Source organism: Longispora urticae (assembly GCF_053902585.1).
The window spans coordinates 61,766-86,645 of the sequence record NZ_JAQZSH010000054.1 but is presented as its reverse complement, the minus strand read 5'-3'; the positions used below and the strand labels follow the sequence as shown (position 1 = coordinate 86,645).

General features: G+C 72.5%; 23 protein-coding genes. 12 read left to right on the top strand and 11 right to left on the bottom strand.

Features of this window, described 5'->3' with window-relative positions; all coding sequences use genetic code 11:
- Nucleotides 1–19 precede the first annotated feature (19 nt).
- Nucleotides 20–583 carry a hypothetical protein gene (locus PT931_RS34715; protein ID WP_456249955.1) on the top strand — a complete coding sequence of 188 codons (564 nt, stop codon included), beginning with the start codon at nt 20–22 and terminating at the stop codon, nt 581–583.
- A gap of 27 nt (nt 584–610) precedes the next feature.
- On the opposite strand, the gene PT931_RS34710 is transcribed toward PT931_RS34715, so the two are convergent.
- The 4 genes from PT931_RS34710 to PT931_RS34695 form a co-directional block, all read right to left on the bottom strand.
- Nucleotides 611–916: a hypothetical protein gene (locus tag PT931_RS34710; RefSeq protein ID WP_456249954.1), complete on the bottom strand. Its 306-nt coding sequence runs from the start codon at nt 914–916 to the stop codon at nt 611–613.
- Nucleotides 917–981: 65 nt separating this feature from the next.
- Complete coding sequence (locus tag PT931_RS34705; protein ID WP_456249953.1) at nt 982–1,722, bottom strand: IclR family transcriptional regulator; 741 nt, start codon at nt 1,720–1,722, stop codon at nt 982–984.
- 167 nt (nt 1,723–1,889) lie between these two features.
- Complete coding sequence (locus PT931_RS34700; protein WP_456249952.1) at nt 1,890–3,242, bottom strand: hypothetical protein; 1,353 nt, start codon at nt 3,240–3,242, stop codon at nt 1,890–1,892.
- 104 nt (nt 3,243–3,346) lie between these two features.
- Nucleotides 3,347–3,793 (bottom strand): hypothetical protein, encoded by a 447-nt coding sequence (locus PT931_RS34695; protein WP_456249951.1) that lies wholly within the window; start codon nt 3,791–3,793, stop codon nt 3,347–3,349.
- Between the two features lie 282 nt (nt 3,794–4,075).
- Here PT931_RS34695 and PT931_RS34690 point away from each other — a divergent pair, with 282 nt between their 5' ends.
- Nucleotides 4,076–4,759, top strand: coding sequence for a response regulator transcription factor (locus PT931_RS34690; RefSeq protein WP_197004746.1), 684 nt, complete (start codon nt 4,076–4,078; stop codon nt 4,757–4,759).
- Nucleotides 4,760–4,835: 76 nt separating this feature from the next.
- Here PT931_RS34690 and PT931_RS34685 read toward each other — a convergent pair whose 3' ends face one another.
- Complete coding sequence (locus tag PT931_RS34685; RefSeq protein WP_363726183.1) at nt 4,836–6,101, bottom strand: sensor histidine kinase; 1,266 nt, start codon at nt 6,099–6,101, stop codon at nt 4,836–4,838.
- A 534-nt stretch (nt 6,102–6,635) separates the two neighbouring features.
- Between PT931_RS34685 and PT931_RS34680 the strand changes: the two genes are divergently transcribed.
- Both PT931_RS34680 and PT931_RS34675 read left to right on the top strand, forming a co-directional pair.
- Nucleotides 6,636–7,889, top strand: a complete 1,254-nt coding sequence (locus PT931_RS34680; RefSeq protein WP_456249950.1) for a glutamate-cysteine ligase family protein — start codon at nt 6,636–6,638, stop codon at nt 7,887–7,889.
- A gap of 11 nt (nt 7,890–7,900) precedes the next feature.
- Nucleotides 7,901–8,500: a TetR/AcrR family transcriptional regulator gene (locus PT931_RS34675; RefSeq protein WP_456249949.1), complete on the top strand. Its 600-nt coding sequence runs from the start codon at nt 7,901–7,903 to the stop codon at nt 8,498–8,500.
- A 144-nt stretch (nt 8,501–8,644) separates the two neighbouring features.
- Here the strand turns inward: PT931_RS34675 and PT931_RS34670 are convergent, their stop codons facing one another.
- Nucleotides 8,645–9,778 (bottom strand): CaiB/BaiF CoA transferase family protein, encoded by a 1,134-nt coding sequence (locus tag PT931_RS34670; protein WP_456249948.1) that lies wholly within the window; start codon nt 9,776–9,778, stop codon nt 8,645–8,647.
- Between the two features lie 77 nt (nt 9,779–9,855).
- Here PT931_RS34670 and PT931_RS34665 point away from each other — a divergent pair, with 77 nt between their 5' ends.
- Genes PT931_RS34665 through PT931_RS34650 form a run of 4 tightly spaced genes read left to right on the top strand, consistent with a single transcriptional unit; the run spans nt 9,856 to nt 15,795 of the window.
- Entirely contained in the window at nt 9,856–11,430 is a 1,575-nt protein-coding gene (locus PT931_RS34665; protein ID WP_456249947.1) for an AMP-dependent synthetase/ligase, read from the top strand.
- Nucleotides 11,423–12,523, top strand: a complete 1,101-nt coding sequence (locus tag PT931_RS34660; RefSeq protein ID WP_456249946.1) for an acyl-CoA dehydrogenase family protein — start codon at nt 11,423–11,425, stop codon at nt 12,521–12,523. The genes PT931_RS34665 and PT931_RS34660 overlap by 8 nt, the downstream gene beginning before the upstream one ends.
- Complete coding sequence (locus tag PT931_RS34655; protein WP_456249945.1) at nt 12,523–13,734, top strand: acetyl-CoA C-acetyltransferase; 1,212 nt, start codon at nt 12,523–12,525, stop codon at nt 13,732–13,734. The genes PT931_RS34660 and PT931_RS34655 overlap by 1 nt, the downstream gene beginning before the upstream one ends.
- Before the next feature lie 3 nt (nt 13,735–13,737).
- Complete coding sequence (locus tag PT931_RS34650) at nt 13,738–15,795, top strand: 3-hydroxyacyl-CoA dehydrogenase NAD-binding domain-containing protein (RefSeq protein WP_456249944.1); 2,058 nt, start codon at nt 13,738–13,740, stop codon at nt 15,793–15,795.
- A gap of 42 nt (nt 15,796–15,837) precedes the next feature.
- Here PT931_RS34650 and PT931_RS34645 read toward each other — a convergent pair whose 3' ends face one another.
- Nucleotides 15,838–16,404 (bottom strand): TetR/AcrR family transcriptional regulator, encoded by a 567-nt coding sequence (locus tag PT931_RS34645; protein ID WP_456249943.1) that lies wholly within the window; start codon nt 16,402–16,404, stop codon nt 15,838–15,840.
- Between the two features lie 58 nt (nt 16,405–16,462).
- Here PT931_RS34645 and PT931_RS34640 point away from each other — a divergent pair, with 58 nt between their 5' ends.
- Together PT931_RS34640 and PT931_RS34635 are read left to right on the top strand one after the other, a co-directional pair.
- Nucleotides 16,463–17,593, top strand: coding sequence for an FAD-dependent monooxygenase (locus PT931_RS34640; RefSeq protein WP_456249979.1), 1,131 nt, complete (start codon nt 16,463–16,465; stop codon nt 17,591–17,593).
- Nucleotides 17,590–18,060, top strand: coding sequence for an LIC_13387 family protein (locus PT931_RS34635; RefSeq protein ID WP_456249942.1), 471 nt, complete (start codon nt 17,590–17,592; stop codon nt 18,058–18,060). The genes PT931_RS34640 and PT931_RS34635 overlap by 4 nt, the downstream gene beginning before the upstream one ends.
- A gap of 267 nt (nt 18,061–18,327) precedes the next feature.
- On the opposite strand, the gene PT931_RS34630 is transcribed toward PT931_RS34635, so the two are convergent.
- The 3 genes from PT931_RS34630 to PT931_RS34620 all read right to left on the bottom strand — a co-directional run bounded on the left by PT931_RS34630 (nt 18,328) and on the right by PT931_RS34620 (nt 20,959).
- Nucleotides 18,328–19,206: a hypothetical protein gene (locus tag PT931_RS34630; RefSeq protein WP_456249941.1), complete on the bottom strand. Its 879-nt coding sequence runs from the start codon at nt 19,204–19,206 to the stop codon at nt 18,328–18,330.
- The gene (locus PT931_RS34625; RefSeq protein ID WP_456249940.1) at nt 19,199–19,696 is read right to left on the bottom strand and encodes a sigma-70 family RNA polymerase sigma factor; all 498 of its coding nucleotides are present in this window, start codon (nt 19,694–19,696) and stop codon (nt 19,199–19,201) included. Before PT931_RS34625 ends, PT931_RS34630 begins: the two co-directional genes overlap by 8 nt.
- A 339-nt stretch (nt 19,697–20,035) precedes the next feature.
- Complete coding sequence (locus PT931_RS34620; RefSeq protein ID WP_456249939.1) at nt 20,036–20,959, bottom strand: aminoglycoside phosphotransferase family protein; 924 nt, start codon at nt 20,957–20,959, stop codon at nt 20,036–20,038.
- 192 nt (nt 20,960–21,151) lie between these two features.
- Here PT931_RS34620 and PT931_RS34615 point away from each other — a divergent pair, with 192 nt between their 5' ends.
- Complete coding sequence (locus tag PT931_RS34615) at nt 21,152–22,099, top strand: SCO2522 family protein (protein WP_456249938.1); 948 nt, start codon at nt 21,152–21,154, stop codon at nt 22,097–22,099.
- 8 nt (nt 22,100–22,107) lie between these two features.
- Here the strand turns inward: PT931_RS34615 and PT931_RS34610 are convergent, their stop codons facing one another.
- Entirely contained in the window at nt 22,108–24,054 is a 1,947-nt protein-coding gene (locus tag PT931_RS34610; RefSeq protein WP_456249978.1) for an SCO2521 family protein, read from the bottom strand.
- 144 nt (nt 24,055–24,198) lie between these two features.
- Here PT931_RS34610 and PT931_RS34605 point away from each other — a divergent pair, with 144 nt between their 5' ends.
- On the top strand, nt 24,199–24,507 hold the full coding sequence (locus PT931_RS34605) for a hypothetical protein (RefSeq protein WP_456249937.1): 309 nt from the start codon (nt 24,199–24,201) through the stop codon (nt 24,505–24,507).
- Nucleotides 24,508–24,880: the final 373 nt, after the last annotated feature.

Below are 24,880 nucleotides of genomic sequence, written 5' to 3'. Positions count from 1 at the left end.
GGCGCGTTACTGTGGGGCGATGGTCTTGCGGCACCGGGATGACGGCGTGCACCTCGTCCTGCGTCCCGGCGGCGGCACCTCCGGCGCGCTGGCCCGCTACCTGGTCGTCGGCACCCTCGTGGCCGCGGTGCTCGCGGCGCTGCCCGTCGGCGTGATCGCCGGCCTGTTCCGGCTGTTCCCCGGCCACTCGGGCGGCACGGCCAACGCGCTGACCGCCCTGGGCCTCATCCTCTTCGGCTACTACCTGGTCCTCACCGTCGTCGGCGCCCGGCAGATCTGCCGCCTGGAGCTGTCCCCGCCCGACGCGCCGACCCAGGTCCGGGTCGTCCGGCTCGGCCGGTCCGAGCTGGTGCCCGTGGCCCGGCTGCACGGCATCGTCCTCGTCGAACACGTGCAGGACGGCCGGGAGCCGCACGCCGCCGGGGTCTCCGTGGAGCTGGACGTGGGCCGGGGGCCGGAGCGGTCGCGGTCCCGGCTGGAGGTCGACCCGCGCGCGCTGGCGGGGGATCTGACGGCGCTCGGGCTGCCGGTGGAGGTCCGCACGCACACGTTCACCCGGCCGCGCCGGCGCAACCGGAGGTAGCCGCACCGCGCCGGGTCCGGCGGGGCCTCAGCCGTAACTGTTCAACAGGGTCGTCGCGAACCAGATCGCGTGCCCCGGATACGAGAACGACTTCGGCCCGATCGACACCGTCCAGCTGCCGTCGATCTGCCGGACCAGCAGTTGGACCTGGTAGGAGTACCCCCGGACGCTGCCGCCGAGCGCCTGCACCGTCACCTGGCGGTCCGAGCCCGCGGACTGGCGCAGCGTCACCACCCCCGCCTCGACGTCGTCGAGCACCCAGAGTGGACCGATCGTGGCCAGCCGGGTGACGAGACCCTCACGGGCCGCTCGCAGACGGTCGGCGTAGGTCATCCTCAAACTTTACTGGAATCTCCTGTTGTGCTGATAAGTCGTGTTCAGTTGATGAATGACTGTCCCTACTCGACGGTCAGCAGTTTGATCAGGGTCAGCGCGCACTGCCGCAGGACGCGTTCGACCTCGGCGCGCCGGTCGGCGTACTCGAGGACGGGCACCGTCACCGCGAGCGCCCCGTGCAGGTGCCCGTTGGGGGAGCGCACCGGCACGGCGATCGCGGCGTGGGGCGGGAGGAACTCGCCGACGTCGGAGGCGACCCCGGTCCGGCGGGCGGTGGCCAGGACGTGGGCGAGCCGGGCGTCGGGCGAGCGGTCGCGGAGGTACTCGCGGCGCTCCTCGTCGCTGACCGCGCTGAGCAGGGCGCGGCCGAGGGCGCTGCGTTCGCCGACGGACCGCAGCCGGGCCGTCGTGAAGGGGGCGCGCGGCGTCTCGGGGCAGTCCACCGCGTCCACGACGGTGACGGCCCCGTCGCGGAGCCGGCCGAAGTAGGCGGGCGCGCCGACCCGTTTGTGCACGTCGCGGAGGATCAGCCGGACGGCCGGGTCGAGGTCGAGTTTGCGGTACCAGTGTTCGTAGAGGGTCGCGAGCTGCTCGCCGAGGCCGTAGCTGCCGTCGTCGTTGCGGATCAGGTAACCGTGGTAGTGCAGGGTGCCCAGCATCCGGTACGCGCTGGGTAAGGGCAGTTCGGTCCTGCGGGCGACGGCCTTGGCGCTGGCCCCGTCACCACATTCCGCGATGGCCTCGAGTACCCCGAGAGCCCTTTCCACCGAGCCTATGAGCCCTGCCGGGCGCAGCTCAGGCATGGCTTCCCCCTCATCGAAGACGGCATCTGTCCCAGCGAACCCTAGGCGGGCGTGGACGTGGTCCGGCGGACACGATGTCCGCCGGACCACACCCCCTTTTTCCGGGTACGGGGCCTGGGCGCCCCGCCCGCCGTGCCCCCGGTGCCGTCGGCCGGGGCACCGGGCCGCTACGCCTCGAAGCCGTTCCGCCGGCGCCGGGCGAGCCGGAGCAGCAGCAGCCCGCCGCCGACCAGCGCGAGCCCGCCGGCCGCGTACCCGGCGATCTGCGCGCCCGTGACCGGCAGCCCGCCGCCGCCGGACGACAGCACCACCGGGGTCGGGGAGTTCGCGCCGCCGGGCGGGGTGGGCGTGCCGGTGGAGGGGTGCCCGGGCGTGCCGGTCGGGTGCGGGTACCCGGATTCCGACGGGGTCCCGGGCGTGGGGGTCGAGCCCTGCGAACCCGGGGCGGTCGCCGCCGCCGACAGCAGGCCCAGTCCGAGGTCGGCGACCGTCGCCCCGGCCAGGGTGACCCGCAGCCGCAGGGTGGCGGCCGCGGCGCGCACCGCGCCCCGGTCGGTGACCTCGGACGTGACCTGCCCGACGCTGAGCCGCACGCCGAGCACCGCCGTGGCCCGGTCCGAGACGATCCGGGCGGGCAGCGCGCGGGCGGCCACGGTGGTGTCGACGGTGGCCTCCGGGGTGTCGAGCCGCTGGACCTGGCCGCCGGGCAGGGTGACCTCCAGCAGCGGCGCGTCGTAGCGGACCGCCGCCTCGGACCGCCGGGCCGCGGAGACCACGGTCAGGCTCGGTTGGTGCAGGACCCGGACCCGGATCTGGTCGAACAGGGACACGTCGGCGATCCCGGTGGCGGCGGTGGCGGAGACGCCGACCCCGCCGCCGGGGAGCCGGACCGTCTCGGTGGCCGTGCGGGCGCTGGCGACGGAGCCGATCCGGACGAGCGGGGTGGGGCGGGTCACGCCGCCCAGGAGGCTCTCCAGGAGCGGCAGGTGCGGCGCCCCACCCTGGAGCACCTCCGCGCTCGTCACGGCCGTACCCGCGGCGCTGAGGGCCGCCAGGCGGCCACAGCCGTAGTCGTCCTGCCACCGGGCGGAGGCGGTGGACTCGCCGACCCGCGCGCCGACCAGGCCGCCCGCGTCGAGGGCCCGGGCGACGGTGCTGACGGGGCGCGGGTTGTCGGCGGGCGCGGTCTGGCGGGCCACCGCGCCGGGCAGCGGTACGGACAGGCCGAGGATCTGCGCGTCGGCGTACCGGGCCTCGGCGGTCGTGGCGGTCCGCCGCGTGCTGTCGACGTCGGCGTGCGCGGTGGCGACCCGCGCGTCGGCGAGGGGCGGGAGCCCGACACCCAGCGGGCGCAGGTCGAGCAGGCCGAGGTGCAACAGGGTCGCGTCGGCGGAGGCCGTGTAGGGGGCGGGGTGGCACACCGGGGCGGCGCCGGCGTGCGCGGAGGTCGGGGTCGCGAGCACGCCGGTCAGCAGGACGAGCAGCGCCGGGGCGGTACGACGGACACGGACCGTCGACATGGGACAGACCTCCAGGGCCGGGGATTGTTGATCACGGGGACCAACGGGCCGTGCCGACGGAAGTCACGGGGTGCGGCAAAAACGTCGCGTGCCGAGAAAACGGACTAATAGTCCTCTTCGTACACTGTTACGGTCGGCTGGCGCGACTTCGACCAATAGGCATATATCGTACTCACGTGATCGTACCCGACAAACCGGACCACGATGTAGTCCGCCTCCAGCCGGTACGCCTCGTACGAGTACCCGCTGCACGGCGCGAGCTCGATGAGGTCCACCTTGCCGGCCGAGTAGTAGAACATCGCCGAGCCGCCGCTCGTGGAGGCGTTGCGGACCTTCGGGGCCGCGCTCGACGTCGTCGGCGCGACGGTCGCCCGGTTCGGCCCGAATGTGGTCTCCGGGGTGGGAGTCGCCTTCATGTCCGGAGTCGGGGTGGTTTTCGGCGTCGTCTTGGTGTTCGGGGTGGGGGTGGTGCCCTCGTCGACCAGGATGTTCATGGTCGGCGTCGGCGAGGGGGTGTTGCCCGGCGTCCGCCCAGCGGACGGCGTCGGCACGCCGGGAGTCCTGGTGGGGCCCGCGGGCCCGCCGATGCGGGGCGGCGGGGGCGTCACTGGCGGCAGCGTAGCTACTACTTTGAGTGAAGGCCGAGCGGCAGGAATCGGGAAATGTGGGACATCGGCGAGAGTGGCCGGCCGAGATGCGCGCACGCCGAGCCACGCCACGGTCACCGCCACGACAGTGACGGAGGTCCAGGCGGCGACAATGCCGAGAGCACGACGCACGTCGTTATTCTCCCGAACCTTGGCCCAAAGGCAACCCTAGATTACGGTCACATTATGGCCCGGGTGCTGCTGGTTGAGGATGACGCGGAGATCCGCGTGGCTCTGGTTCGTGCCCTTACTCAGCGTGACCATGTGGTCCGCGCTGTCGGTGAGGCCATGACGGGTATCAGGGAGGTGACCGGATGGGACCCCGATGTCGTCGTGCTGGACCTTGGGCTGCCCGATCTCGACGGGTCCGTCACGCTCTCGATGATCCGCGCCGTGTCCCGGGTGCCGGTTCTGATCGCGACAGCCCGTGACACGGAGTACGAAATCATCCGGATGCTCAACGCCGGAGCGGACGACTACCTGATCAAGCCGTTCTCCGCCGACCACCTGGCCGCCCGGATCTCGGCCGTCCTGCGCCGGGCCACGCCCCGCGAGCACGCCGCCGAGCTGATCGAGGTGGGCGGCCTGCGCCTGGACCTCGGGGCCCGCGACGCCAGCTTCGACGGCACGCCGCTGCGGCTGTCCAAGCGCGAGTTCGACCTGCTGGCCTATCTGGCGGCCCGGCCCGGCCGGGTGGTCGGGCGGCGCGAGCTGCTGACGGAGGTCTGGCACACGCCGTACGGCGGGGACGACCAGACCATCGACGTGCACGTGTCCTGGCTGCGCCGGAAGCTGGGGGAGTCGGCGGCCCAGCCGAAGTACCTGCACACGGTGCGGGGCGTGGGCGTCAAGCTGGTCGCGCCGGAGTAGCCCCGCCCGGGCCCGGTCGCACGCGCCCGCGGGCGTCCGGTGCCGGGCGCGTGCCCGATGCGGCTCCGGTCCCCGCCTACCGGCGGAACGCGAGCGTGATCCGGGTTCCGCCCAGCGGGCTCGGCCCCACGGTCAGCGCGCCGCCCGTCGACTCCGCGACCCGGCGCGCGATGTCCAGCCCCAGTCCGGTGGACTCCCCGCCGCTCACCCCGCGCAGCATCGCCTCGTCGGGCGTGCCGATCCCGGGGCCCGCGTCGTCCACGACGAGCCGGACCCGGTCCTCGCCGGCGAGCACGGACACCTGGTAGGCCGTGCCGGGCGGGGTGTGCTGGAAGACGTTGCCGAGCACGGTGTCCAGCGCCGAGGCGGCGTCGGCCCGGCCCACGGCCACCGGTACCTGCCCGGTGAGGCCCTTGCCCCGCCAGGCGCGGCGCTGGTCGGCGGCGAGCACCGCCCAGTACTTGGTCCGGTCGGCGGCCACCGCCGCGATGTCGCACCGGGCCGGCTCCACGTCGTGCAGCGGCTCCCGGGCCTCCTCGATGATCGAACTGAGCTCCTGCTCGGTCTGCCGGGCGGCGTCGAGCACCCGGTCGCGTTCGAGGCCGGGCGGCAGCGCCTCGGCGTTCAACCGCAGGGCGGTCAGCGGGGTACGCAGCCGGTGCGACAGGTCCGCGAGCAGTTCGCGCTCGTTGGCCAGCAGGATCCGGAGCCGCTCGGCCATCTCGTTGAACGCGGCCCCGGCGGTGGCGATCTCCGGCGGGCCGCCCGGGACCACCCGGACGTGCACGTCGCCGGCCCCGAGCCGCCGGGCCGCGAACGCCAGTTCCTCGCTCGCCCGGACCGCGCCCCGCGCCATCCAGGAGGCCACGAAGCACGCGATCACCAGCAGGACGAGGCCGAGGAGGGCGGGCAGTCCCCACGCGGTCCGCATCTCGTGGGTGAGGGTGGCGTGCGGCACGTACCCCTCGACGACCACGCCGTCCATCGCCGTCAGGTAGGACGTGCCCTTCGGGGTGGACACGGTGATCGAGCTCTTGCTGACCCGGGCGCGGAGGAAGTCGTCGTCGGAGGCGTGCCGGCCGCCGCCGATCGTGGTCCCGTCGGGCAGGGTCATGCCCAGCCGGGTCTGGCGCTCGGCGGGCAGCATCGCGAGTGCTTTGCGGAATTCGGCAGGGTCCGCCGTCGTGTGGGCGAACTGTGCCAGGGCGTCGGCGTCCCGCTCGGCCTGGAACAGCACCTGGGTGCGGGTCGAGTGGTAGGCGACGGCCGCGAGCGGCACGGCCCAGGCGAGGGTGACCAGAGCCCCCACCGCAAGAGCCACCAGCACGAACCTGCGTCTCATTCTGGCAAGGTACGCTGGCGCGCCCGCTTAACCAATCGGCCGACTCGATCTTTGTCGGCGGAGTGGTTAAGAAGGTGGCGTTTTTCCCAGGTGCTGGGCATACGGCAAAGCGTCTCTGCGCGGATACGACCCGTCTGGCCGACTCGACCTTTCCGGGTCCAGCCGTCATGATGGCGACGGTCCCACAGTCTGGTACGCCCGCGGCCGCGCGCGGGGTGGACCGGACTGCCCCGGTGGCCGTGCCGTTCCGGCGGCTGGATCGTTGTCGTGTGGTCGGATCGCACCCCTCCGGGTGCCTCCGGGGCGACGGTCCGGCACGTGGTGTTTACAGTTTCGTGGTTCTTTCTTAGTGGCGTGACGGTGGCCGGGTGGTGCCAACCGAGCGACGCTTGGGGACACGAACCGGAGACGCGCCGATTATCGGTGGTGTCGCTGGACAAAATGGCTTCCGAGCCCGCTAATAGAGCACACCTCTCACGTCGTGTGCCGTGAGGCGTCATGTCGTCGCATTCAGTCGGTCCGCAGGAGGGGGCGGTGAACGCAGTGCTGATCCAGAACATGCTGTCCGAGAAAGAAGCTACGGCCTATGTGGCCAGCGCGGGGTTCCGCGCCGGTTCTGTGGGTTCGGTCGGTACTGAGCTGGAATGGCTGGTGCGCGACCCGAGCGCCCCGCTGTCCCGGCCGGCGCCCGACCGGTTGCGCGACGCGGTGCGTGACCTGCCCGATCCGTTGCCCGGTGGCGGCCGGATCACGATCGAGCCGGGCGGCCAGCTGGAGCTCAGCTCCGGGGTCGGCGCGTCGCTCGCCGAGTGCGTCGCCAACACCCGCGCGGACATGGCGCTGCTGACCGCCGCCGTGGAGGCCGCCGGGCTGCGCCTGGAGGGCGGCGGGCTGGACATGCTCCGGCCGGCGTTCCGGGTGCTCGACACCCCCCGCTACGAGGCCCTGGAACGGTTCAACGACCGCTCGGGCCCCGAGGGCCGGGTCGTGGCGTGCAACTCCGCCTCGGTGCAGGTGTGCCTGGACTCCGGGGACGACACGGACGGCTGGCTCGGCTACCGGCGGCGCTGGTGGCTCGCCGACGCGATGGGCCCGATGCTGCTGGCGATCTTCGCCAACTCGCCCGGTACGGCCGGCGGGCACCGGTGGCGCTCGACCCGGCAGGTGCTCCGGTTCGCGATGGACTCCGGCCGGACCCGCGCGCCCCGGATGACGGACGACCCGCGCAAGGAGTGGGCCCGCTACGCCCTCGCGGCGAAGGTGTCCGTGGTCGCCTCCGAGGACGGCGCGGACTGGACGGCCCCCGAGGGGCTGACGATGCGCGACTGGCTGCGCGGCGGCGGCCCGCGCCCGGCGACGTACATCGACCTGGAGATGCACCTGGGCACGCTGGTCCCGCCGGTGCGCCCGCGCGGGTACCTGGAGTTCCGCATGATCGACCAGCAGGACGGCGAGAACTGGGTCGTCCCGGTCGCGCTGGTCACCGGCCTGATGGACGACGCGGTGACCGCCGAGCGGGCCGCCGAGGTCGTGCGCCCGCTCCGGTCGCTGCGCCGGAACCACGACTGGGTGACGGCGGCCCGGCGCGGCCTGGGCGAGCCCGGGCTGACCGAGGCGGCCACGGCCTGCTTCGACCTGGCCCTCGAGGGGCTCGACCGGCTCGGCGCGCCCGCCGACATCCGGGAGCGGGTGGCGGACTTCGCGCAGCGGTACACGGTGCGGGGCCGGTGCCCGGCGGACGACGTGGCCGCGCGGCGGGTGCGCGCGGCGGTGGCCGTCGCCGCGTAATACTGACGGGCATGACGTCCAACCGGCAGGAACGCAGTGAGCGGACCCGCGAACGGCTCCTCGACGCGACGGTCGAGAGCCTGATCGAGATCGGGTACGCCCGCACGTCCATGCAGGAGGTGTGCACCCGCGCGGAGCTGTCGCGCGGGGCACAGCTCCACCACTTCCCGACGAAGGCCGGCCTGATGGCGGCCGCGATCGAGCACCTGACCCGCAGGCAGACGGAACGGGTGCTCCTGGTCGGCGAGAACCTGCCCGAGGGCCCGGACCGGATGGAGGCCCTGATCGACCTGATGTGGGAGGGCTTCTCCGGCCCGCTCGCCAAGGCGTCGATCGAGCTGTGGGTGGCGTGCGCCAACGACCCGGAGCTGCGGGCGGTGATGCTGCCCGTGGACCGGACCCTGGCGCACGCGACGTTGGAGCTGTGCCGGAAGTACGCGGGGACCGCCGACCCGAAGGTGGTGGAGACGATCGGCTGGCTGACGATCGACCTGCACCGGGGGATCGCGGTGGACGAGCTGCTCGGCGGGGACCCGAAGCGCCGGGCGCACCTGCTGGAGACGTGGAAGCGGATGGCCGTGCAGACGCTGCGCGAGGCCGCGAAACCCTAGAACCCCCCGACGGGTACGAGGGGCGCGCGGCGCTCCGGCCGGGCACCCGGTCACCCGGGCGGGCGGCTTTCCGGGCGCGCCGTGGCCGCCGGGCGGGGACTCCGGGCCGGCGGTTCCGGCGCGCGGGCCCGCGTACCCGTCGGGTCAGGTTTGAATGATCGCGCCGGACGCGAGCAGCCCCTCGATGTCGGGCACGCCCCATTCCCGCAGCGCCTCGACCGTGTGCTCCCCGGGCCGGGCGGGCCGGCGGCCCAGTGCCCCGGGCGTGCGGGAGAACCGGGGCGCGGGGGCCGGCTGGACCACCCCGTCGTGCGCCACGAACGTGCCCCGCCCGGCGAGGTGCGGATGGTCCGGGGCCTCCAGGAACGTCAGCACCGGTGCCACGCACCCGTCGGAGTCGGCGAACACGGCGGCCCACTCGTCGCGGGTCCGGGTCGCGAACCGGGCGGCGATCACCGCGCGCAGGGCGGCCCACTCGGACGGGTCGTGCCGGTCGGGCGCGTCCTCCAGATCGAGACCGGCGAGCAGCGCCGCGTAGAACCGCGGCTCCAGGGCCCCCACGGCCACGTGGCCGCCGTCGGAGCATTCGTAGACGTCGTAGAACGGGGCGCCGGTGTCGATGAGGTTGGTGCCGCGCCGGTCCTGCCAGAAGCCGCCGTGCAGCAGCCCGTGCACCATCGTGGTGAGCAGCGCGGAGCCGTCCACGATCGCGGCGTCGACCACCTGGCCCCGCCCGGAGCGGCCCGCCTCGAACAGGGCGGCGAGCACGCCGACGGCGAGGAACATGGCCCCGCCGCCGAAGTCCCCGACCAGGTTGATCGGCACCTGCGGCGGCCCGCCGGCCCGCCCGACCCCGGACAGAGCGCCGGACAGCCCCAGGTAGGTGATGTCGTGCCCGGCGGTGTGCGCGAGCGGCCCGTCCTGGCCCCAGCCGGTCATCCGGCCGTAGACGAGCCGGGGGTTGGCGGCGAGGCACTCCTCGGGGCCGACACCGAGCCGTTCGGCGACCCCGGGGCGGAAGCCCTCCAGAAGGACGTCGGCGCCCGCGACCAGCGACAGCACGAGCGCGGCGGCGTCGGGGTGCTTGAGGTCCACGGCCACGGACCGCCGGCCCCGGTTGAGCAGGTCGTGTTCGGGTTCGCCCAGCCGGAGGTGTCCCTCCGGGCGTTCCAGCCGGATCACCTCCGCGCCCAGGTCGGCCAGCAGCATCGCGGCGAACGGCGCGGGGCCGATCCCGGCGAGTTCGACGACCTTCAATCCGGAGAGCGGTCCGGGCATGTCTTCCTCCGTGGCTCGGCCTGTGCTAGAAAACACATGCAGTCTAGACTGTTTGCGAACCGACGAGGAGACCGTGGATGGAACCGGAAGAGGCCTACCCCGCGGCCCTCGCGGCGCCCACCCTCTGCGCGGCGCTGCGGATCACGGCCGCCGCCCGCCCCGACCAGATCGCCGTCCGCGACGCCGCGGGCACCCTCGAACTCACGTACTCCGAGCTGGTCCGCCGGGCCGAGCGCCTCGCCGCCGGGCTCGCCGCCCTCGGGCTGCGCCGGGGCGACACGATCGCGACGATGCTGGTCAACCGGCCCGAGTTCCACGTCGTCGACATCGCGGCCATGCTGCTCGGCGCGGTGCCGTTCGCGGTGTACAACACGAGCTCGCCCGAGCAGCTGGCGCACCTGTTCGCCGACGCCGGACCCCGGATCGTCGTCACCGAGCCGCGGTTCGCCGACCGGGTCCGGGCCGCCGGGGTGCCCACCGTGCTCCTGGTCGACGAGCTGGCCGCCCTGGAGCGCGACGGGTTCGTCGAGGCCGAGGTCGGGCCCCGCGACCTGGTGACCCTGATCTACACCTCCGGCACCACCGGGCCGCCGAAGGGCGTCGAGCTCGACCACGGCACGGTCCTGGCCCAGATCAACGGGGCGCACCGGGCGCTGGGCATCACGGCCGGCGGGCGGACCGTCTCGTACCTGCCGATGGCGCACCTGGCCGACCGGTGGATCTCGCACTACACGGCCATCCTGGTCAACGGCGGCACCGTCACCTGCTGCGCCTCGGTGGACGAACTGCTGGCCACGGTGCCGGAGGTCCGGCCCACGGTGCTGTTCACCGTCCCGCGCCTCTGGCAGAAACTGCGCGCCATGCTCGAACCCGTGCTGCCCGCCGAGCTCACCCCCGAGGTCGGCGCGGCCGTCCGGGCCCGGATGGGGCTCGACGCGTGCCGGTGGCTGATCGTGGGCTCCGCGCCGACCCCGGTCGAGGTGCTCGACTTCTTCGCCGGCCTCGGGATCGAGATCCTGGAGGGCTGGGGCCTGACCGAGACCTCCGGCGGGGCGTGCGTGAACCGGCCGGGCGCGGTCCGGCGCGGCACCATCGGCCAGCCCTACCCGGGGCTGGAGCTCGCCCTCGCCGACGACGGCGAACTGCTCTGCCGGGGCGACATCCTGGTCCGCGGCTACCGCAACGACCCCGAGGCGACGGCCGCGCTGTTCACCGCCGACGGCTGGCTGCGCACCGGGGACATCGGAAAGATCGATGCCGACGGGTACGTGTCCATCGTCGACCGCAAGAAGGAGCTCATCATCAACGCGGCCGGCAAGAACATGTCCCCGGCGAACATCGAGGGCCAGCTGAGGGCCGCGAGCCCGCTGATCGGGCATGCGGTGTGCGTGGGCGACGGCCGGCCGTACAACGTGGCGCTGCTCGTGCTGGATCCCGATCTGGCGGCGGAGCACGCGGACGTGGCGGGGGAGGTGGCGGCGGCGGTGGAGCGGGCCAACGGGCGGCTGTCCCGGGTCGAGCAGATCAAGCGGTACGTGGTCCTGGACGCCGACTGGCAGCCCTCCGGGGACGAGCTGACCCCGACCCTGAAGGTGAAGCGGCGCACCATCCACGCGAAGTACTCATCGGAGATCGAGGCCCTGTATGTCTGATCTTGACCAGCTGCGGGACCTGGCCCGGGTGTTCTTCGCCCGCGAGTCGACCCCGCACCAGGGCCGGTTCGCCGAACAGGGGCACGTCGACCGCGACCTGTGGCGGAAGGCCGGGGCCGCCGGGCTGCTGTGCCTGAGCGTGCCGGAGGCCTACGGGGGAGGGGGCGGCACGTTCGCCCACGAGGCGGTGCTGCTGGAGGAGCAGGCCCGGGCCATGGACTCCAGCTTCGGCAACGCCGTGCACAGCGGGATCGTGGCGCACTACCTGGTGGAGTACGGCACCGAGGAGCAGAAGCGGCGCTGGCTGCCCGGCATGGCGTCGGGGGAGCTGGTCGGGGCGATCGCCATGACGGAACCGGGCACCGGCTCGGACCTCCAGGCCGTGGCGACGAAGGCCGAGCGGGACGGGGACGACTACGTCCTGACCGGCTCGAAGATGTTCATCACCAACGGGTACCTGTGTGACCTGGTGATCGTGGTCGTGCAGGCCCCGGGCGGGCTCTCGCTCCTGGTGGTGGAGTGCCCCGCTCCGGGGTTCACCCGCGGCCGGCCGCTGCGCAAGATCGGGATGCACGGCCAGGACACCTGCGAACTGGCCTTCGACGGCGTGCGGGTGCCGGTGGGCAACCTGCTCGGCGAGGAGGGCGACGGCATGGCCCAGCTCATGACCCAGCTGCCCCAGGAACGCCTGATCATCGCCGTGAGCGCGGTGGCCGTGATCGAGGGGGTGCTCGCCCTGACCATCGACTACGTCAAGCAGCGCGAGGCGTTCGGCCGGGAGCTGATCAAATTCCAGAACACCCGGTTCAAGCTCGCCGAGTGCGCCACGGCCGCCCGGGTCGCCCGGGTGTTCGTCGACGACTGCGTCCGGTCCCACCTGGCCGGGGAGCTGGACCTCCAGACGGCCGCGATGGCCAAGTACTGGACCACCGAGCAGCAGTGCGCGGTCGTCGACGAGTGCCTGCAACTGTTCGGCGGGTACGGCTACATGGCCGAGTACCCCATCGCACAGGCATATGTTGATTCCAGAGTCCAGAAGATCTACGGCGGGACGAACGAGATCATGAAAGAACTCATAGCGAGGTTTCTCTGATGACCGAGGCATTCATCTACGACGCGCTGCGCACCCCGCGCGGCCGGGGCAAGAAGACCGGCTCCCTGCACGAGGTCAAGCCGGTGACCCTCGCCGTGGGCCTGCTGCGGGCCGCCCTGGACCGCAACCCCGGGCTCGACCCGGCCCGGATCGACGACGTGATCATGGGCATCGTGTCCCCGCTCGGCGACCAGGGCAGCGTGCTGCCGAAGATCGCCGCGCTGGCCGCCGGGCTGCCCGTGACCGTGGGCGGCACCCAGCTCAACCGGTTCTGCGCCTCGGGCCTGGAGGCCGTGAACATCGCGGCGCAGAAGGTCCGCTCCGGCTGGGACGAGCTGATCCTCGCCGGGGGTGTGGAGTCCATGTCCCGGGTGCCGATCGGCGCGGACGGCGGCGCCTGGTACGCGGACCCGGAGACCAGCCACCAGGTCGGGTTCGTGCCCCAGGGCGTGGGCGCGGACCTGATCGCGACCATCGAGGGCTTCTCGCGCACCGACGTCGACAGCTACGCGCTGGAGTCGCAGCGCAAAGCCGCTGCCGCCCGCGCGGAGGGCCGGTTCGACAAGTCCCTGGTGCCGGTGCTCGACCGCAACGGCCTCACCATCCTCGACCACGACGAGTTCATCAAGCCGCAGAGCACCCTGGAGGGCCTCGGCAACCTGCCCGCCTCGTTCGAGGTGATGGGCCAGGTCGGCGGCTTCGACGCGGTGGCGCTGCAGAAGTACCCGCACGTGGAGCGGATCAACCACGTGCACGGCCCCGGCAACTCCTCCGGCATCGTGGACGGCGCGGCCCTCGTCCTCGTCGGCAGCGCCCGCGCCGGCCAGGAACTCGGGCTCACCCCGCGCGGCCGGGTGGTGTCCGTGGCCGTCAGCGGGGCCGACCCGGTCATCATGCTCACCGGCCCGATCCCGGCCATAGAGAAGGCCCTCGCGAAGGCCGACCTGACCATCGACCAGATGGACCTGGTGGAGATCAACGAGGCGTTCGCGGCCGTACCCATGAAGGTGGTCCGGGATCTGAAGATCGACCCGGAGAAGGTCAACGTCAACGGCGGGGCCATCGCGCTCGGCCACCCGCTGGGCGCGACCGGCGCGATGCTCGTCGGCACCGTCCTCGACGAGCTGGAGCGGCGCGGCCAGCGCTACGGACTGATCACCCTCTGCGTCGGCGGCGGCATGGGCGTCGCGACGATTATCGAACGGATCTGACGGATGACCTTCTTCCACTACGACCGCGACGCGGACGGCATCGTCACCCTCGCCCTGGACGGCGAGGGCGCCGTGCCCACCATGGACGCCGAGTTCCGGGCCTCGCTGCGCACCTCACTCGACCGGCTGGCCGCCGAGCAGGACCTGCGCGGCGTCATCGTCACCTCGCGCAAGCGGGCCTTCCTCGCCGGCGCCGAGTTGACCGAGTTCCTCGGCGCCGGCTCCGCGCGGACGCTGTTCGACATGCTCACCGAGGTCAAGGCCGACCTCCGCCGGCTGGAGACCCTCGGGAAGCCCGTCGTCGCGGCGGTCAACGGCACGGCCCTCGGCGGCGGCCTGGAACTGGCGCTGGCCTGCCACCACCGGATCGCCTCGGACGACCCGCGCGCGGAGTACGGGCTGCCCGAGGTCATGCTCGGCCTGCTGCCCGGGGCGGGCGGCGTGACCCGGACGGTGCGGATGCTCGGACTCGCCGACGCGCTGATGAACGTCCTGCTGCGCGGGACCCGGCACCGGCCCGACGCCGCCCTGGAGGCGGGGATCGTGGACGCGCTCGCCCCCGCCGACCAGGTGCTGGCCAGGGCCCGGGAGTGGATCCTGACCGACCCGGAGGCCTCCCAGCCCTGGGACCGGCCCGGCTACAGGATGCCCGGCGGCACCCCGTCCAGCCCGAAGCTCGCCGGCACGCTGCCGGCCTTCGCGGCGACGCTGAGCCGGGAACTGAAGGGCGCGAACTACCCCGCGCCCCGGGCGATCCTCGCCGCCGCCGTGGAGGGCGCACAGGTCGACGTCGACACGGCGTTGCGGATCGAGAGCCGGTACCTCGTCAGCGTCGCCACCGGCCAGATCGCCCAGAACATGATCGGCGCGTTCTTCTTCGACCTCCAGGCCATCAACAGCGGGGCCTCGCGCCCGGTCGGCCCGCCGCGCTGGAAGGCCACGAAGGCGGCCGTCCTGGGGGCCGGGATGATGGGCGCCGGCATCGCGTTCTCCTGTGCCAAGGCCGGGATGCAGGTCGTGCTCAAGGACGTGACCCTGGAGGCCGCCGAGCGCGGGAAGGCCGCGGTGGCGAGGATGGCGCGCCGCACCCCGGAGATCATGGACCGGGTGCAGGCGACCGATTCCCTGGCCGACCTCGCCGGCTGCGACCTGGTCATCGAGGCCGTCTTCGAGGACGCCGCCCTCAAGCAGCGGCTGTTCGCCGAACTGGAGCCCGTCGTGGCCCCCGGCGCGCTGCTGGCGTCCAACACGTCCTCGCTGCCGATCACCGAACTGGCCACGGCCGTCCGGGCGAGCGAGAACTTCGTCGGCCTGCACTTCTTCTCGCCCGTCAACAAGATGCTGCCCGTCGAGATCATCCGCGCCGACAAGACGAGCGACGAGACCCTGGCCAGGGCCTACGACGTGGTACTCCAGATCAAGAAGACGCCCATCGTCGTCAACGACCGGCGCGGCTTCTTCACCAGCCGGGTGTTCGGGGCCTACGTCCTCGAAGGGCTCGCGCTGCTCGGCGAGGGCGTACCCGCCGCGACGATCGAGCAGGCCGCCCAGCAGGCCGGGTACCCGGTCGGGCCGCTCGCCGTGATCGACGAGGTGACGCTGACCCTGCCGTACAAGCTGCGCCAGGAGACCCTGAAGGCGGCCGAACGCGACGGGTTCGCCTACCCGCACCACCCCGGCGAGGCGGTGCTGATCCGGATGGTCGAGGAGTTCGACCGCAGGGGCCGGTCCACGGGCGGCGGGTTCTACGACTATCCGGAGGACGAGCCGAAGACGCTGTGGCCGGGGCTGGCGGCGTTCAGCGCCCCGCCCGGCGCCCCGCCCGCCGTGGCCTTCGAGGAGATCCAGGAGCGGCTGCTGTACGCGCAGACGGTCGAGACCCTCCGGTGCGTCGAGGAGGGGGTCGTCGCGGCCGGCCCGGACGTGAACGTGGGGGCGATCCTGTCGATCGGGTTCCCGCCGTGGACGGGCGGGCCGCTGCGGTTCCGGGACCAGACGCCGGGGTTCGCGGCCCGGGCGGCGGAGCTGGCGGAACGGTACGGGGCGCGGTTCGCGCTCTGAGTGGGGGACGGTCCGGGCGGCACAGCCCGGACCTCTTCCGTCTCAGCCCCCGGTCGCCTCCCAGGCTCCGACCACGACCCGCACCCGCTCCCGCAGCCCGTCGACCTCCACGGGCACCGCCCCGCGCACCAGCTCGTCTACGAGCAGCCCGTCGAGCAGCGCGATGAACAGCCGGGCCCGCTCCGGGGAGCCGAAGTACCGCGCTCCCCGGGTCAGGAACCCCTGGGACAGCGCGCCCCCGACGGCGCCGAGCTCGTGGCGGGCCTGCGGATCGAGCATCAGCAGCATCCGGGCGCGGCTGCGGGCCCGGGCCGGCCCGAGCCAGTGGGTCAGCAGCTCCACGGCCAGATCCGCCACGGGTTCGGGCGTCGCCGCCAGGGCGCGGGCCGCGACGCCCTCGACGTCCACGGTGTCCAGTGCGGAGATCCGGCCGAGGACGGCGCCGAGCAGCGCGCGCCGGCTCGGGTAGTGGTAACTGCACGTCCCGGCGGGCAGCCCGGCGCGGGTCTCGACGGCGCGGTGGGTCAGGGCGCGCAGGCCGTCGTCGCCCACGAGGTCGATCGCTGCGTCGGCGAGCAGGGTCTTGCGATCTGTGTCACTGGTACGCACCACTCCGATGCTACAGGCGTAGTGTTCGCTACACCTGTAGTGGAGAGCTGGTGGTGTGATGCGGCACAACGGGCACGCCGTCGTCGTGGGCGGCGGGATCGGCGGACTGGCCGTGGCGGGCGCGCTCGGCCGGACCGGCTGGCGGGTGACCCTGCTGGAGAGACAGCCCGCGATCGCGGCCGCCGGGGCGGGGCTGCTGCTGGCCGCCAACGCGGTACACGCGCTGCGGGCCCTGGGACTCGGCGCGGAGGTGGCCCGGATCGGTACCCCCGTCGCATCGGTCGGGTTCCGGCGACCCGACGGGACCTGGCTCAGCCGGATGGACCCGGCCCGGGTGGCGGCCCGGCTCGGCGCGCCCACCCTGGCCGTGGCCCGACCCGCCCTGCACGCGCTGCTCCTCGACGCGCTCGGCCCCGCGGTCGACGTGCGCACCGGCACCGAGGTGCGCGTCCTCCCCGAGGCCGACCTGGTCGTGGGCGCCGACGGCATCGGCAGCGCGATCCGGGGCCTCCTCGCGCCCCGGTCCCGCCTCGTCGACACCGGACACGTCGCCTGGCGGGCGCTGGTCCCCGCCGGACGCGCCCCGACCGGCGCCACCTTCGGCGAGACGCTCGGCGCGGGCCTGCGGTTCGGGTGCGCGCCGCTGGGCCCCGACGGCGTCTACTGGTACGCCACGGCCCCAGGCCCCGCGCGCACCACCCCGCCGGCCGCACAGCTCCGCGACCTCGCCGACCGGTTCGCCGGCTGGCACGCGCCGATCGGTGACCTGATCGCCGCCACCGACCCGGCCGACCTGCTGCACCACCCGCTCGCCGGCATCCACTCCGTACCCCCCATGGCGGTCGGCTCTGTCGCCCTCGTCGGCGACGCCGCGCACCCGATGACCCCGAACCTCGGCCAGGGCGCGTGCCAGGCGCTGGAGGACGCGGTGACCCTCGCCGCCCTCCTCGCCACCGACGACATCGCCCCCGCCCTGGCCCGCTACGACCGCGAACGCCGCCCCCGGGCCGCCCGGATCGTCCGGCGGTCCCGGTCGGCCGGCCGGTTCCTCCAGGCGGGCTCGCCCCTCGGCACCCGACTGCGCGACCTGGCCCTGACCGCGACCCCGGCCCGGTTCGCCGAGTCGGGCGCGGTCGCCCTGGCCGGCTGGACACCCCCCACCCTCCCCGAAGGAAAGGTCACCCCATGAAGACCCGCACCCTGTTCCGTGTCGGCGCCTGGTCCTGGGTCGTCACCGGCGTCGGGCACACCGTGCTCGACACGCTGATGTCGCTCCGCCCGACCCCGCCGGCCGACGAGGCGATCACCGCCGCGATGAAGGCGCACACCCTGGAGATCGGGGGCATCGCGCGCAGCACGAGCGACCTGCTCAACGGGTTCAGCATCGCGATGGGGCTCGCGATCGCGCTGGTCGGGGTGCTGTTCCTGGTCGTGGCCCGGTCGGTGCCCCAGCTGGTCGGGGTCACGTGGCTCGGGCTGGGTGCCTCGTTGACGATGCTGGCCCTGGCGGCCGTGCTGATGCCCAGTCCGCCGATCGTGCTGTTCTCCGTCGCCAGCCTCGGGTTCGGGTTGTCGTTGGTCGGGCGCCGACGGCACGCTGAGGCGCCGGGCTCCCTGGCTCCGGGGGCCGGGCGGGGCGCGGCGCGGGTCGCCTGACCGCGCGGCACCTGACCGTGCCGCACCTGACCGCGCGGCACCGGGGCGGGCCCGGCGGCCTGCGGCGCGCCAGAAACGGCCCGGGGCGGCGCGTCCGGAAGCCTGCGGCGGCGCGCCAGAAACGGCCCGGGGCGGTGTGCCCGAAGGCCTGCGGCGGCGCGCCCCGGAAACGGCCCGGGGCGGTGACTCCCAAGTCACCGCCCCGGACCTCCGCCGATCGGGCCAGGACCGGCCCCGTGGTCCCACCCTGGCCCACCGCCAGAGCGCCTAGCGCAGCACCGCCGCCCGCTCCACCGCCTTCGCCGCGACCTGGCGGAGCTCCGCCTCGTGCCCGTTGTCGTTCTCCCAACCCAGATCGCTGACCAGCACGATCACGTCGCCCACCCGGACCAGCGCCACGTAGGTCCGGTGTTCGGAGACCGGACCCCCCGGCACATAGGAGGACAGCTTCGTGTTCCGCAGCACGACCGAGTCGTCGCCCAACCCCGCCGGGCCGAGGATCTGCCACGCGCCGGAATCGGAGCCCGGGTCGCCCGGGCACCGCCCCAGCTGCTCGCGCACCTCGCCGAGGAACGTGGCGGCGCCTCCGGCCCGGTAGACCGACACCCGCCCCTGCACCGTGGTGATGGAGCGCAGGTTCTGGCGCGCGTAGTCGTCGGGCAGGGCCATGATCCCGGCCAGCGTCCGGGTCCGGACCCGCTGGCCGTCGCTCGGGTACCCGCCGCACACCGAGAGGGTCGTCGCCCCCCACAGGTCGTCGGCGTCGAGTTGGACGCTCGCAGTGTCCGCCGAGCCCAGTTTGAGGTCCGAGGCCCGCAGCATCGCGCCGTCCGGGATCGGCCCCGGATCGGGCACCCGGGAGGGACTCGCGCTCGCGCTCGGACTCGCGCTCACGGACGGGCTCACGGACGGGCTCGCCGACGCCGAGGCCCCGGGCGGCGGCGGCACCGGCCGCTCCCCGCCAGCGAACGAGGACACCCCGAACGCCACCCCGCCGACCACGACCAGCGCCGCGACCCCCGCCATGACCGCCGTCCGCCGGGTCCTCCGCGCACCCCGCCGACGGATCGCCGCCGCACCGGGCATCAGGACCGACTCGGTGTCGCGGGTCAGGCCACCGAGGGCATCAGTCAGGTTCTCAGACATTTTCGGTCGCTTCCCATGAGTCGGTGAGCAGTACTGCCAGTGCGGAGCGGCCCCGGGACAGCCGGGCCTTCACGGTGCCGGCCGGCGTGGCCGTGGCCGCGGCGATCTCGGCGACGGACTGCCCGCACAGGTGGTGCAGCACCACCGCCTCCCGCTGGGCGGCCGGGATCCGGGCCAGCGCCGCCATGATCGCCACATTGTCGGGTGAGGGGCCGGCGCTGACATCGGGCTCGGCGAGCCGGACCCGGGCGGCGAGCCACCGTTTCGCGGTCCGCCAGGTGCCGGCGGCCAACCGCCAGCCGACGGTACGGACCCACGCCTCGGGGTCGTCGTAGGTCGAGAGCCGGCCCCAGCGTTGCCAGGCGCGGGCGTACGCCTCCTGGGTCACGTCCTGGGCCGTGTTCAGGTCGCCGCACACGGCGTAGAGATAGGTCAGTACCCGTCGGTGGGTGTCCCGGTAGAACTGGTCGAAGCTTTCCGTTCCGCTCATGCGCGCCGTCCTGTTGTCGGTCTACGCAGTCATACACACCGCACGCGCCACCCGGTTGCACGCACCCGGGCACAGCTTTCCGGCGCCCGCACCGAGGTGGGCGGTGCTGACTCCCCGAGCCACGAAAAGCCAGATCGAACACAGCATCTGATTACGAGTGGGGCGGTGCCCCGACGCGCATCGGCCGGAGCCGAGGATGTCCACTCCGGCCCGGGCCCGGCGCCGGTGACGCCAGCTCCGGGCCCAGCCCGCCCGCCAACCCGAGCCGGGGATGCCAGCTCCGGGCCCAGCCCGCCGCCGACCCGGGCCGGGGATGTCCGCCCGGCGCCGCCCGGATCCCTACGCCCGCCCCGACGCGTACTCCGCGAGAATGCGGTCCAGCGTCCGCCGCGCGCTCCCGGCCTCCTCATCGACGTCGCCGAGCGAGTCGGCGCAGATCGAGAGCGTCTTCCACAGCGCCCACCCGCGCCCCCGCGCCCACTCCGCCTCGTCGACGGCGAGGACGTCCCGGAACGCGTCCCGCCCCTCGACGGTCAGCAGAGTCCACGCGACCGCCAGATCACACGCCGGATCGCCGACTCCACAGGTCCCGAAGTCGATGACGGCGGCCAGCCGCCCGTCCGCGAGCAGCAGGTTCCCCTGCGCGACATCACCGTGGAACCACGACTCGGCCCCGTCCCACGTCGCGTCCAGCGCGTCCCGCCAGATCTCGGCGACCAGCTCTCCGTCGACATGGCCGGCCAACGTCACGAGGGCGTCCCGCACCTTGTAGTCGTAGGTCCGCAGGGTCCCGCCCCGGAACCAGTTGTGCGTGCCCGGACGCGGACCGTCGGCCGGATCGACCCGCCGCAGCGCCGCGAGGAACCCGGCCAGGTCGCCCGCGAACCGCACCGGGTCGGCGATCCGGTCGGCGCGCGCCGTCTCGCCGTCGAGCCAGAAATAGACCGACCACGGGAACGGGTACCCCTCACCGGGTTGGCCCTTCGCCACCGGCGTGGACACCGGCAACGGCAGGCGGGGCGCCAACTCCGGCAGCCACCGGTGCTCCTTCTCCACCGCCAGCGCGTACTCCGCCGCGCTCGGCATCCGGACCGACAACTCGGCCCCGAGCCGGAACGTCCGGTTGTCCCAGCCGCCGGGCTCCACCGGCGTGACGGGCAGATCGGCCCACCGCGGGAACTGGGCGGCCACCAGCCGGCTCACGAGTTCGGCGGGGACGTCGACGCGCTGGGGCGGGGCACCCAGTTCCGGTGTGTCGCTCACAGACGGGGGTCCCTTTCTGTCGACGGTTCGCCGCCAGAGCACACCAGCGGGCACCCACCGTGTCAACGCGATTCCGCGCGCCAGGACGCCCGGGTCTGGTCATCGTTCGGTCGGTGGGTCAGGGGCCGGGGCTGGCTAGAATGCGTGACGATCGTCCATCGGCCGACTTGTCCTGCGAGCTGAGGAGTGTTGATGACTGATCCTTCGGCGGACGTGAAGGTGAGGTTCGAGCAGTCGGAAGCCCGCGGGAGAGTCGAAGCTGAGCCTCTGTCGCACGTGTCGATCGACCTGGGGCGGCCGGCGAGGGCACACGGTCCGATCGGACCCGACGCTCTCCGTCGTCATCTCACCCAGGCAGTTCCGTGGGTGTCCGCAGCTCGGCAGGGTAGTCGTGTGCGGGTGAGCACGTGCTACCTGGTGGATGACTATCTGAAAGACGTCCCGTCGCCGCTGGACTACCTGCCGGCGCTACTGGATGCCGCCCGCGAATGCGGACTTGGTCTCGACTATGTGGCCCGCACTTCGGCGCTTGCCCACTCGTCCGGCCTGTCACCCGCGCAATTGTTGGTTGGGCGTCTGGTAGCCGAACCCCTTCCGGGCGACGTGGGTGCGAGGCCGCCTCTGGAGGTGACCGGATGGCTCACCAACGGCCGGCGTTCTGTCGACCTTCCGCCGGGCGAGACGGCTGGGCGGGGCGCGTGGAATCCCCCCAGTCAGACTTCTGCGGTCGACCACTCGATCTTCGCTGACATCCAACTGTGGGGCGACGCCCAGGACGGGCAGCGTCCGTGGTCAGCCGCCTTGTTGGTCGCTGTGTGGCAGGCCCTACGTCTGGGTGCACTCCGTGATCATGGACGTGTTGGTCTCCGGCCACAGCCATGGGACGGTGGATGGCCAGAGCGTTGGGCTGATCTGCCGCCCATCGTCAAACTGACTCCCAACGCGGCCCCTTTCGCGGCCTATCGAAGCCTGTCCATCACGAACTTCGCTGGGACTCAGACCGCTTTCGCCGTCCGAACCATCCTCGACCAACTGATGGTGGACGAGGAGGTGTCCGGGCAGGTGCTGGATCGTGCCGCGAGGGAAGGCATCACGCTGTCCGCCAGCCTCATCGAGCGGATCAGCTACGTTCTCCTGTGAACCCGACGTCAGTCATCGTCCATGTCGACCTCGCGGATGAGTTCGCGCAGCCTGACCGCGCTGGCGGCCAGGTCGCTGGTCGCCCCCGCGGAGGAGATGATGCCTCGCGCCTGACGTGACAGTACGACCAGAGCCTGTGCGGTCGTGTCGAAATGATCTTTTATCGGCTGTGTCGTGCCCGTGTTGATGGCCTGCTGGATGGCGTCGGTGTCTTCGTCGTGATCGCGATCTGCGAGCTGCCGGAAGGTGTCCTGCGCCTCATGAAGTTGTCGACGGATATTGTCGGCTTCGGGCGAGTCGGCCCACGTCAGCCCCTGGCGACGCAGCTGGGGGCCGAGGTTCTCGCGGAAGGCCCACCACTGGGCTTCGGCATTGCGTAGCGCTGTGAGTGCGCTGTCGAGTTCGGCCCGGCTGTCCCAACTCATGTCGCATATCGCGCGCCAGCCGATGAAGATTTCCTCCAACTGGGTGTCGTACTGCTCGTCCGTCTGGGTCGGGATGAGTTCCTCCGTCAGTCGGTGCACCTGCGAGACGAGGTCGGTGACCGTCTCCGGGTCGAGTACCACCTGGCGGATCGTGACCACCAGGTCGTCCATAGACCGCAGGGCCGCTTGGACGACCCGTTCGTGACGTTGGTGTCTTCGCGTTTCGCGAGCGGAGATCCGTTGGATCACCATCAGGGCGATCGGGATGCCGATGAACGCACCCGCGAGTGACGAGACCAGGTTCACCGTGAACTGCAGGCCCGACCACCAGTCCCGGATATCGGCGAGCACGCCCACGCCGGCGATGGCGAGGCCGAGAGTCCACATGAGGATGCTTCCCACCCGAATGCCGAGGCTCGTCTCCGACCACGTTCGGGTGAGCCACCTGGGGCGCAGGGCGCGGCCGAGTGCGTGCCGCTTCGACGGCACGTTCGCGTGGACGGCGGACGGCAGATCCTCGGGCAGTGGGAACGAGGACGCCAGTCTGCGCTGGGACGTGCGCCGTTGGGGCGACGATGTTCGCTCTCCCGGTCTCGTGGCCGTGACCAGTGCGGCGGTGTCGGCTGCGTCCAGCCCCGTACGCAGCCGGTCAACGAGCGCCTCCCACTGGCGGCTCATTCGTGTGCTGTTCTCGAGGCTCCGCCACCGTGCTGCGGCATGCTCGTCGGCACGAGCGCCGGGCATCCACAGCGGGACAAGGAGGTCGAACACGGGCCGGAGCCGAGCGGACGCCTGCCGGGTGTCGATGTCACCCAACCTGTCCGCCACGGCGATGATCGATGTCAACAGCCAGTCGTGCAGCGCCAGATCCTCGCAGTACGCCAATGCCGGTCCGAGCTCGCCGTCGTGGACGTCGATCGTGACCGTGCGCGTCGATCCCCCATCTAGGCGGAACACCATGCGGGATTCCTCGCCGACGACCGCTGTCCAGCGAAGGTGGGTACGGAGGAGACGCAGCCGTGCCATCTGGTCGAGGCCGGGGTCGACCTGCAACGTTCCGTACAGCCTCGACCCGATGGCGCCCATGTCGATACGTTCGGTCTGCCGGTCCTTGACGAAAAGGCCAGCCAACAGCGTCGATGCGGAAAAACGTCCGGCGACCTCCAGGACTCCAGGACGGCCGAGGTAGTGCTGCCAGCCCTGACGGCTGTGCCGCCCTTCGACCACGAAGGCGTACGACGAGACCTGCAGGACCTGTCCGCCGGTGACGACGGCTCTGGAGGCGACCGTGCCCACCGCGCGCTTCGGACTCATACCCCCCAACGGCCCGTCGACACCGACATAGTGTGTCGGTGAGGTCGCCTGCCGAATCGGCCGTTCGTGCGATCGGACAGGCTCGCCAGGGACAATGGCGAGCAGTCGCGCCACGTCGGAGTTCGTCAGGCTTGTGGAGTGCGGAAGCAGGCCGGTATGGATCTCACCGATGACTACCCGCGGCCCAACCGGAACCTCTCCACGCGTTGAAACCATCGCGGCAGTGCCTCCACCGGTAGCCCCATTGTTGGCTTTCACAGTGTCACCAGTGGAACCTGCGGAGACAAGGAGTCGCGGACACCCCAGCCGGCCCGTCCCCGGACCGGCGCCCTGGCCTAGGCTCGGGTGGTGGGAAGCAGCGTGAGCAAGTGGCTGGTGGGCGATCGTCATGTCGCGTCGCTGGTGTTCGTGAGCGGAGATTTTCCCTGGCTCCACGGGCGGATGGAGCCAGGCCCGGACTTCGCGCTCGCGGCGGAGTACTTCGGGCCCGGGCCGGCCGATGGGCGATGGCTGGCGGACGAGGCCCTCGCGGCAGCGGGATACCCGCCGTCGACCTGGCTGCTGATCGACGAGGACGATGACGAGCCCTGCTATCTGCACGCGCTCGTGCTGCGGGAGGGTGACGCGGCGTCGTGGCGCTTCGGCCTCGACCCGCTCGACCTCGACTAGAAGAACCCGCTGAGGGCTGTCCCGCAATTGATCTTTGGCTCACTTCGGGTGTAGTCGGTCGCTGGTGGTCGGGGCGCCTATCCGGCGAGACCAGGAACCTCACGCCGCCTCCCCGCCTTCCGTAAGGCGGCGATGCCACCAGAGGTCAGCACGCCACTGCCGGCGATCAGCGAAGGGATCAGGCAGCGTGCGGTAGAGGTAAACGGCGTCCAAGGAGGCCACCTGGTGTTGCAACTCGGCGCGGGACCGCAAAGGCAGCTTCGCCAGCACTTCCGCAAGCACGGCACGCGCGTGCCTCACATCGTCGAGAGAGCAACCTCGACACGAGCAGTGAGCAGCCTGGGGATACAAGGGCCGCAGGCCAGGCTGTCGC

What these genes read in the sequence shown, in the direction of transcription:
- PT931_RS34610 (WP_456249978.1), bottom strand. Translation starts at nt 24,054, where the DNA reads ATGGTTTCAACGCGTGGAGAGGTTCCGGTTGGGCCGCGGGTAGTCATC.
- PT931_RS34710 (WP_456249954.1), bottom strand. Translation starts at nt 916, where the DNA reads ATGACCTACGCCGACCGTCTGCGAGCGGCCCGTGAGGGTCTCGTCACC.
- PT931_RS34715 (WP_456249955.1), top strand. Translation starts at nt 20, where the DNA reads ATGGTCTTGCGGCACCGGGATGACGGCGTGCACCTCGTCCTGCGTCCC.
- PT931_RS34700 (WP_456249952.1), bottom strand. Translation starts at nt 3,242, where the DNA reads ATGTCGACGGTCCGTGTCCGTCGTACCGCCCCGGCGCTGCTCGTCCTG.
- PT931_RS34685 (WP_363726183.1), bottom strand. Translation starts at nt 6,101, where the DNA reads ATGAGACGCAGGTTCGTGCTGGTGGCTCTTGCGGTGGGGGCTCTGGTC.
- PT931_RS34650 (WP_456249944.1), top strand. Translation starts at nt 13,738, where the DNA reads ATGACCTTCTTCCACTACGACCGCGACGCGGACGGCATCGTCACCCTC.
- PT931_RS34675 (WP_456249949.1), top strand. Translation starts at nt 7,901, where the DNA reads ATGACGTCCAACCGGCAGGAACGCAGTGAGCGGACCCGCGAACGGCTC.
- PT931_RS34630 (WP_456249941.1), bottom strand. Translation starts at nt 19,206, where the DNA reads ATGTCTGAGAACCTGACTGATGCCCTCGGTGGCCTGACCCGCGACACC.
- PT931_RS34635 (WP_456249942.1), top strand. Translation starts at nt 17,590, where the DNA reads ATGAAGACCCGCACCCTGTTCCGTGTCGGCGCCTGGTCCTGGGTCGTC.
- PT931_RS34615 (WP_456249938.1), top strand. Translation starts at nt 21,152, where the DNA reads ATGACTGATCCTTCGGCGGACGTGAAGGTGAGGTTCGAGCAGTCGGAA.
- PT931_RS34625 (WP_456249940.1), bottom strand. Translation starts at nt 19,696, where the DNA reads ATGAGCGGAACGGAAAGCTTCGACCAGTTCTACCGGGACACCCACCGA.
- PT931_RS34670 (WP_456249948.1), bottom strand. Translation starts at nt 9,778, where the DNA reads ATGCCCGGACCGCTCTCCGGATTGAAGGTCGTCGAACTCGCCGGGATC.
- PT931_RS34705 (WP_456249953.1), bottom strand. Translation starts at nt 1,722, where the DNA reads ATGCCTGAGCTGCGCCCGGCAGGGCTCATAGGCTCGGTGGAAAGGGCT.
- PT931_RS34665 (WP_456249947.1), top strand. Translation starts at nt 9,856, where the DNA reads ATGGAACCGGAAGAGGCCTACCCCGCGGCCCTCGCGGCGCCCACCCTC.
- PT931_RS34640 (WP_456249979.1), top strand. Translation starts at nt 16,463, where the DNA reads ATGCGGCACAACGGGCACGCCGTCGTCGTGGGCGGCGGGATCGGCGGA.
- PT931_RS34655 (WP_456249945.1), top strand. Translation starts at nt 12,523, where the DNA reads ATGACCGAGGCATTCATCTACGACGCGCTGCGCACCCCGCGCGGCCGG.
- PT931_RS34660 (WP_456249946.1), top strand. Translation starts at nt 11,423, where the DNA reads ATGTCTGATCTTGACCAGCTGCGGGACCTGGCCCGGGTGTTCTTCGCC.
- PT931_RS34690 (WP_197004746.1), top strand. Translation starts at nt 4,076, where the DNA reads ATGGCCCGGGTGCTGCTGGTTGAGGATGACGCGGAGATCCGCGTGGCT.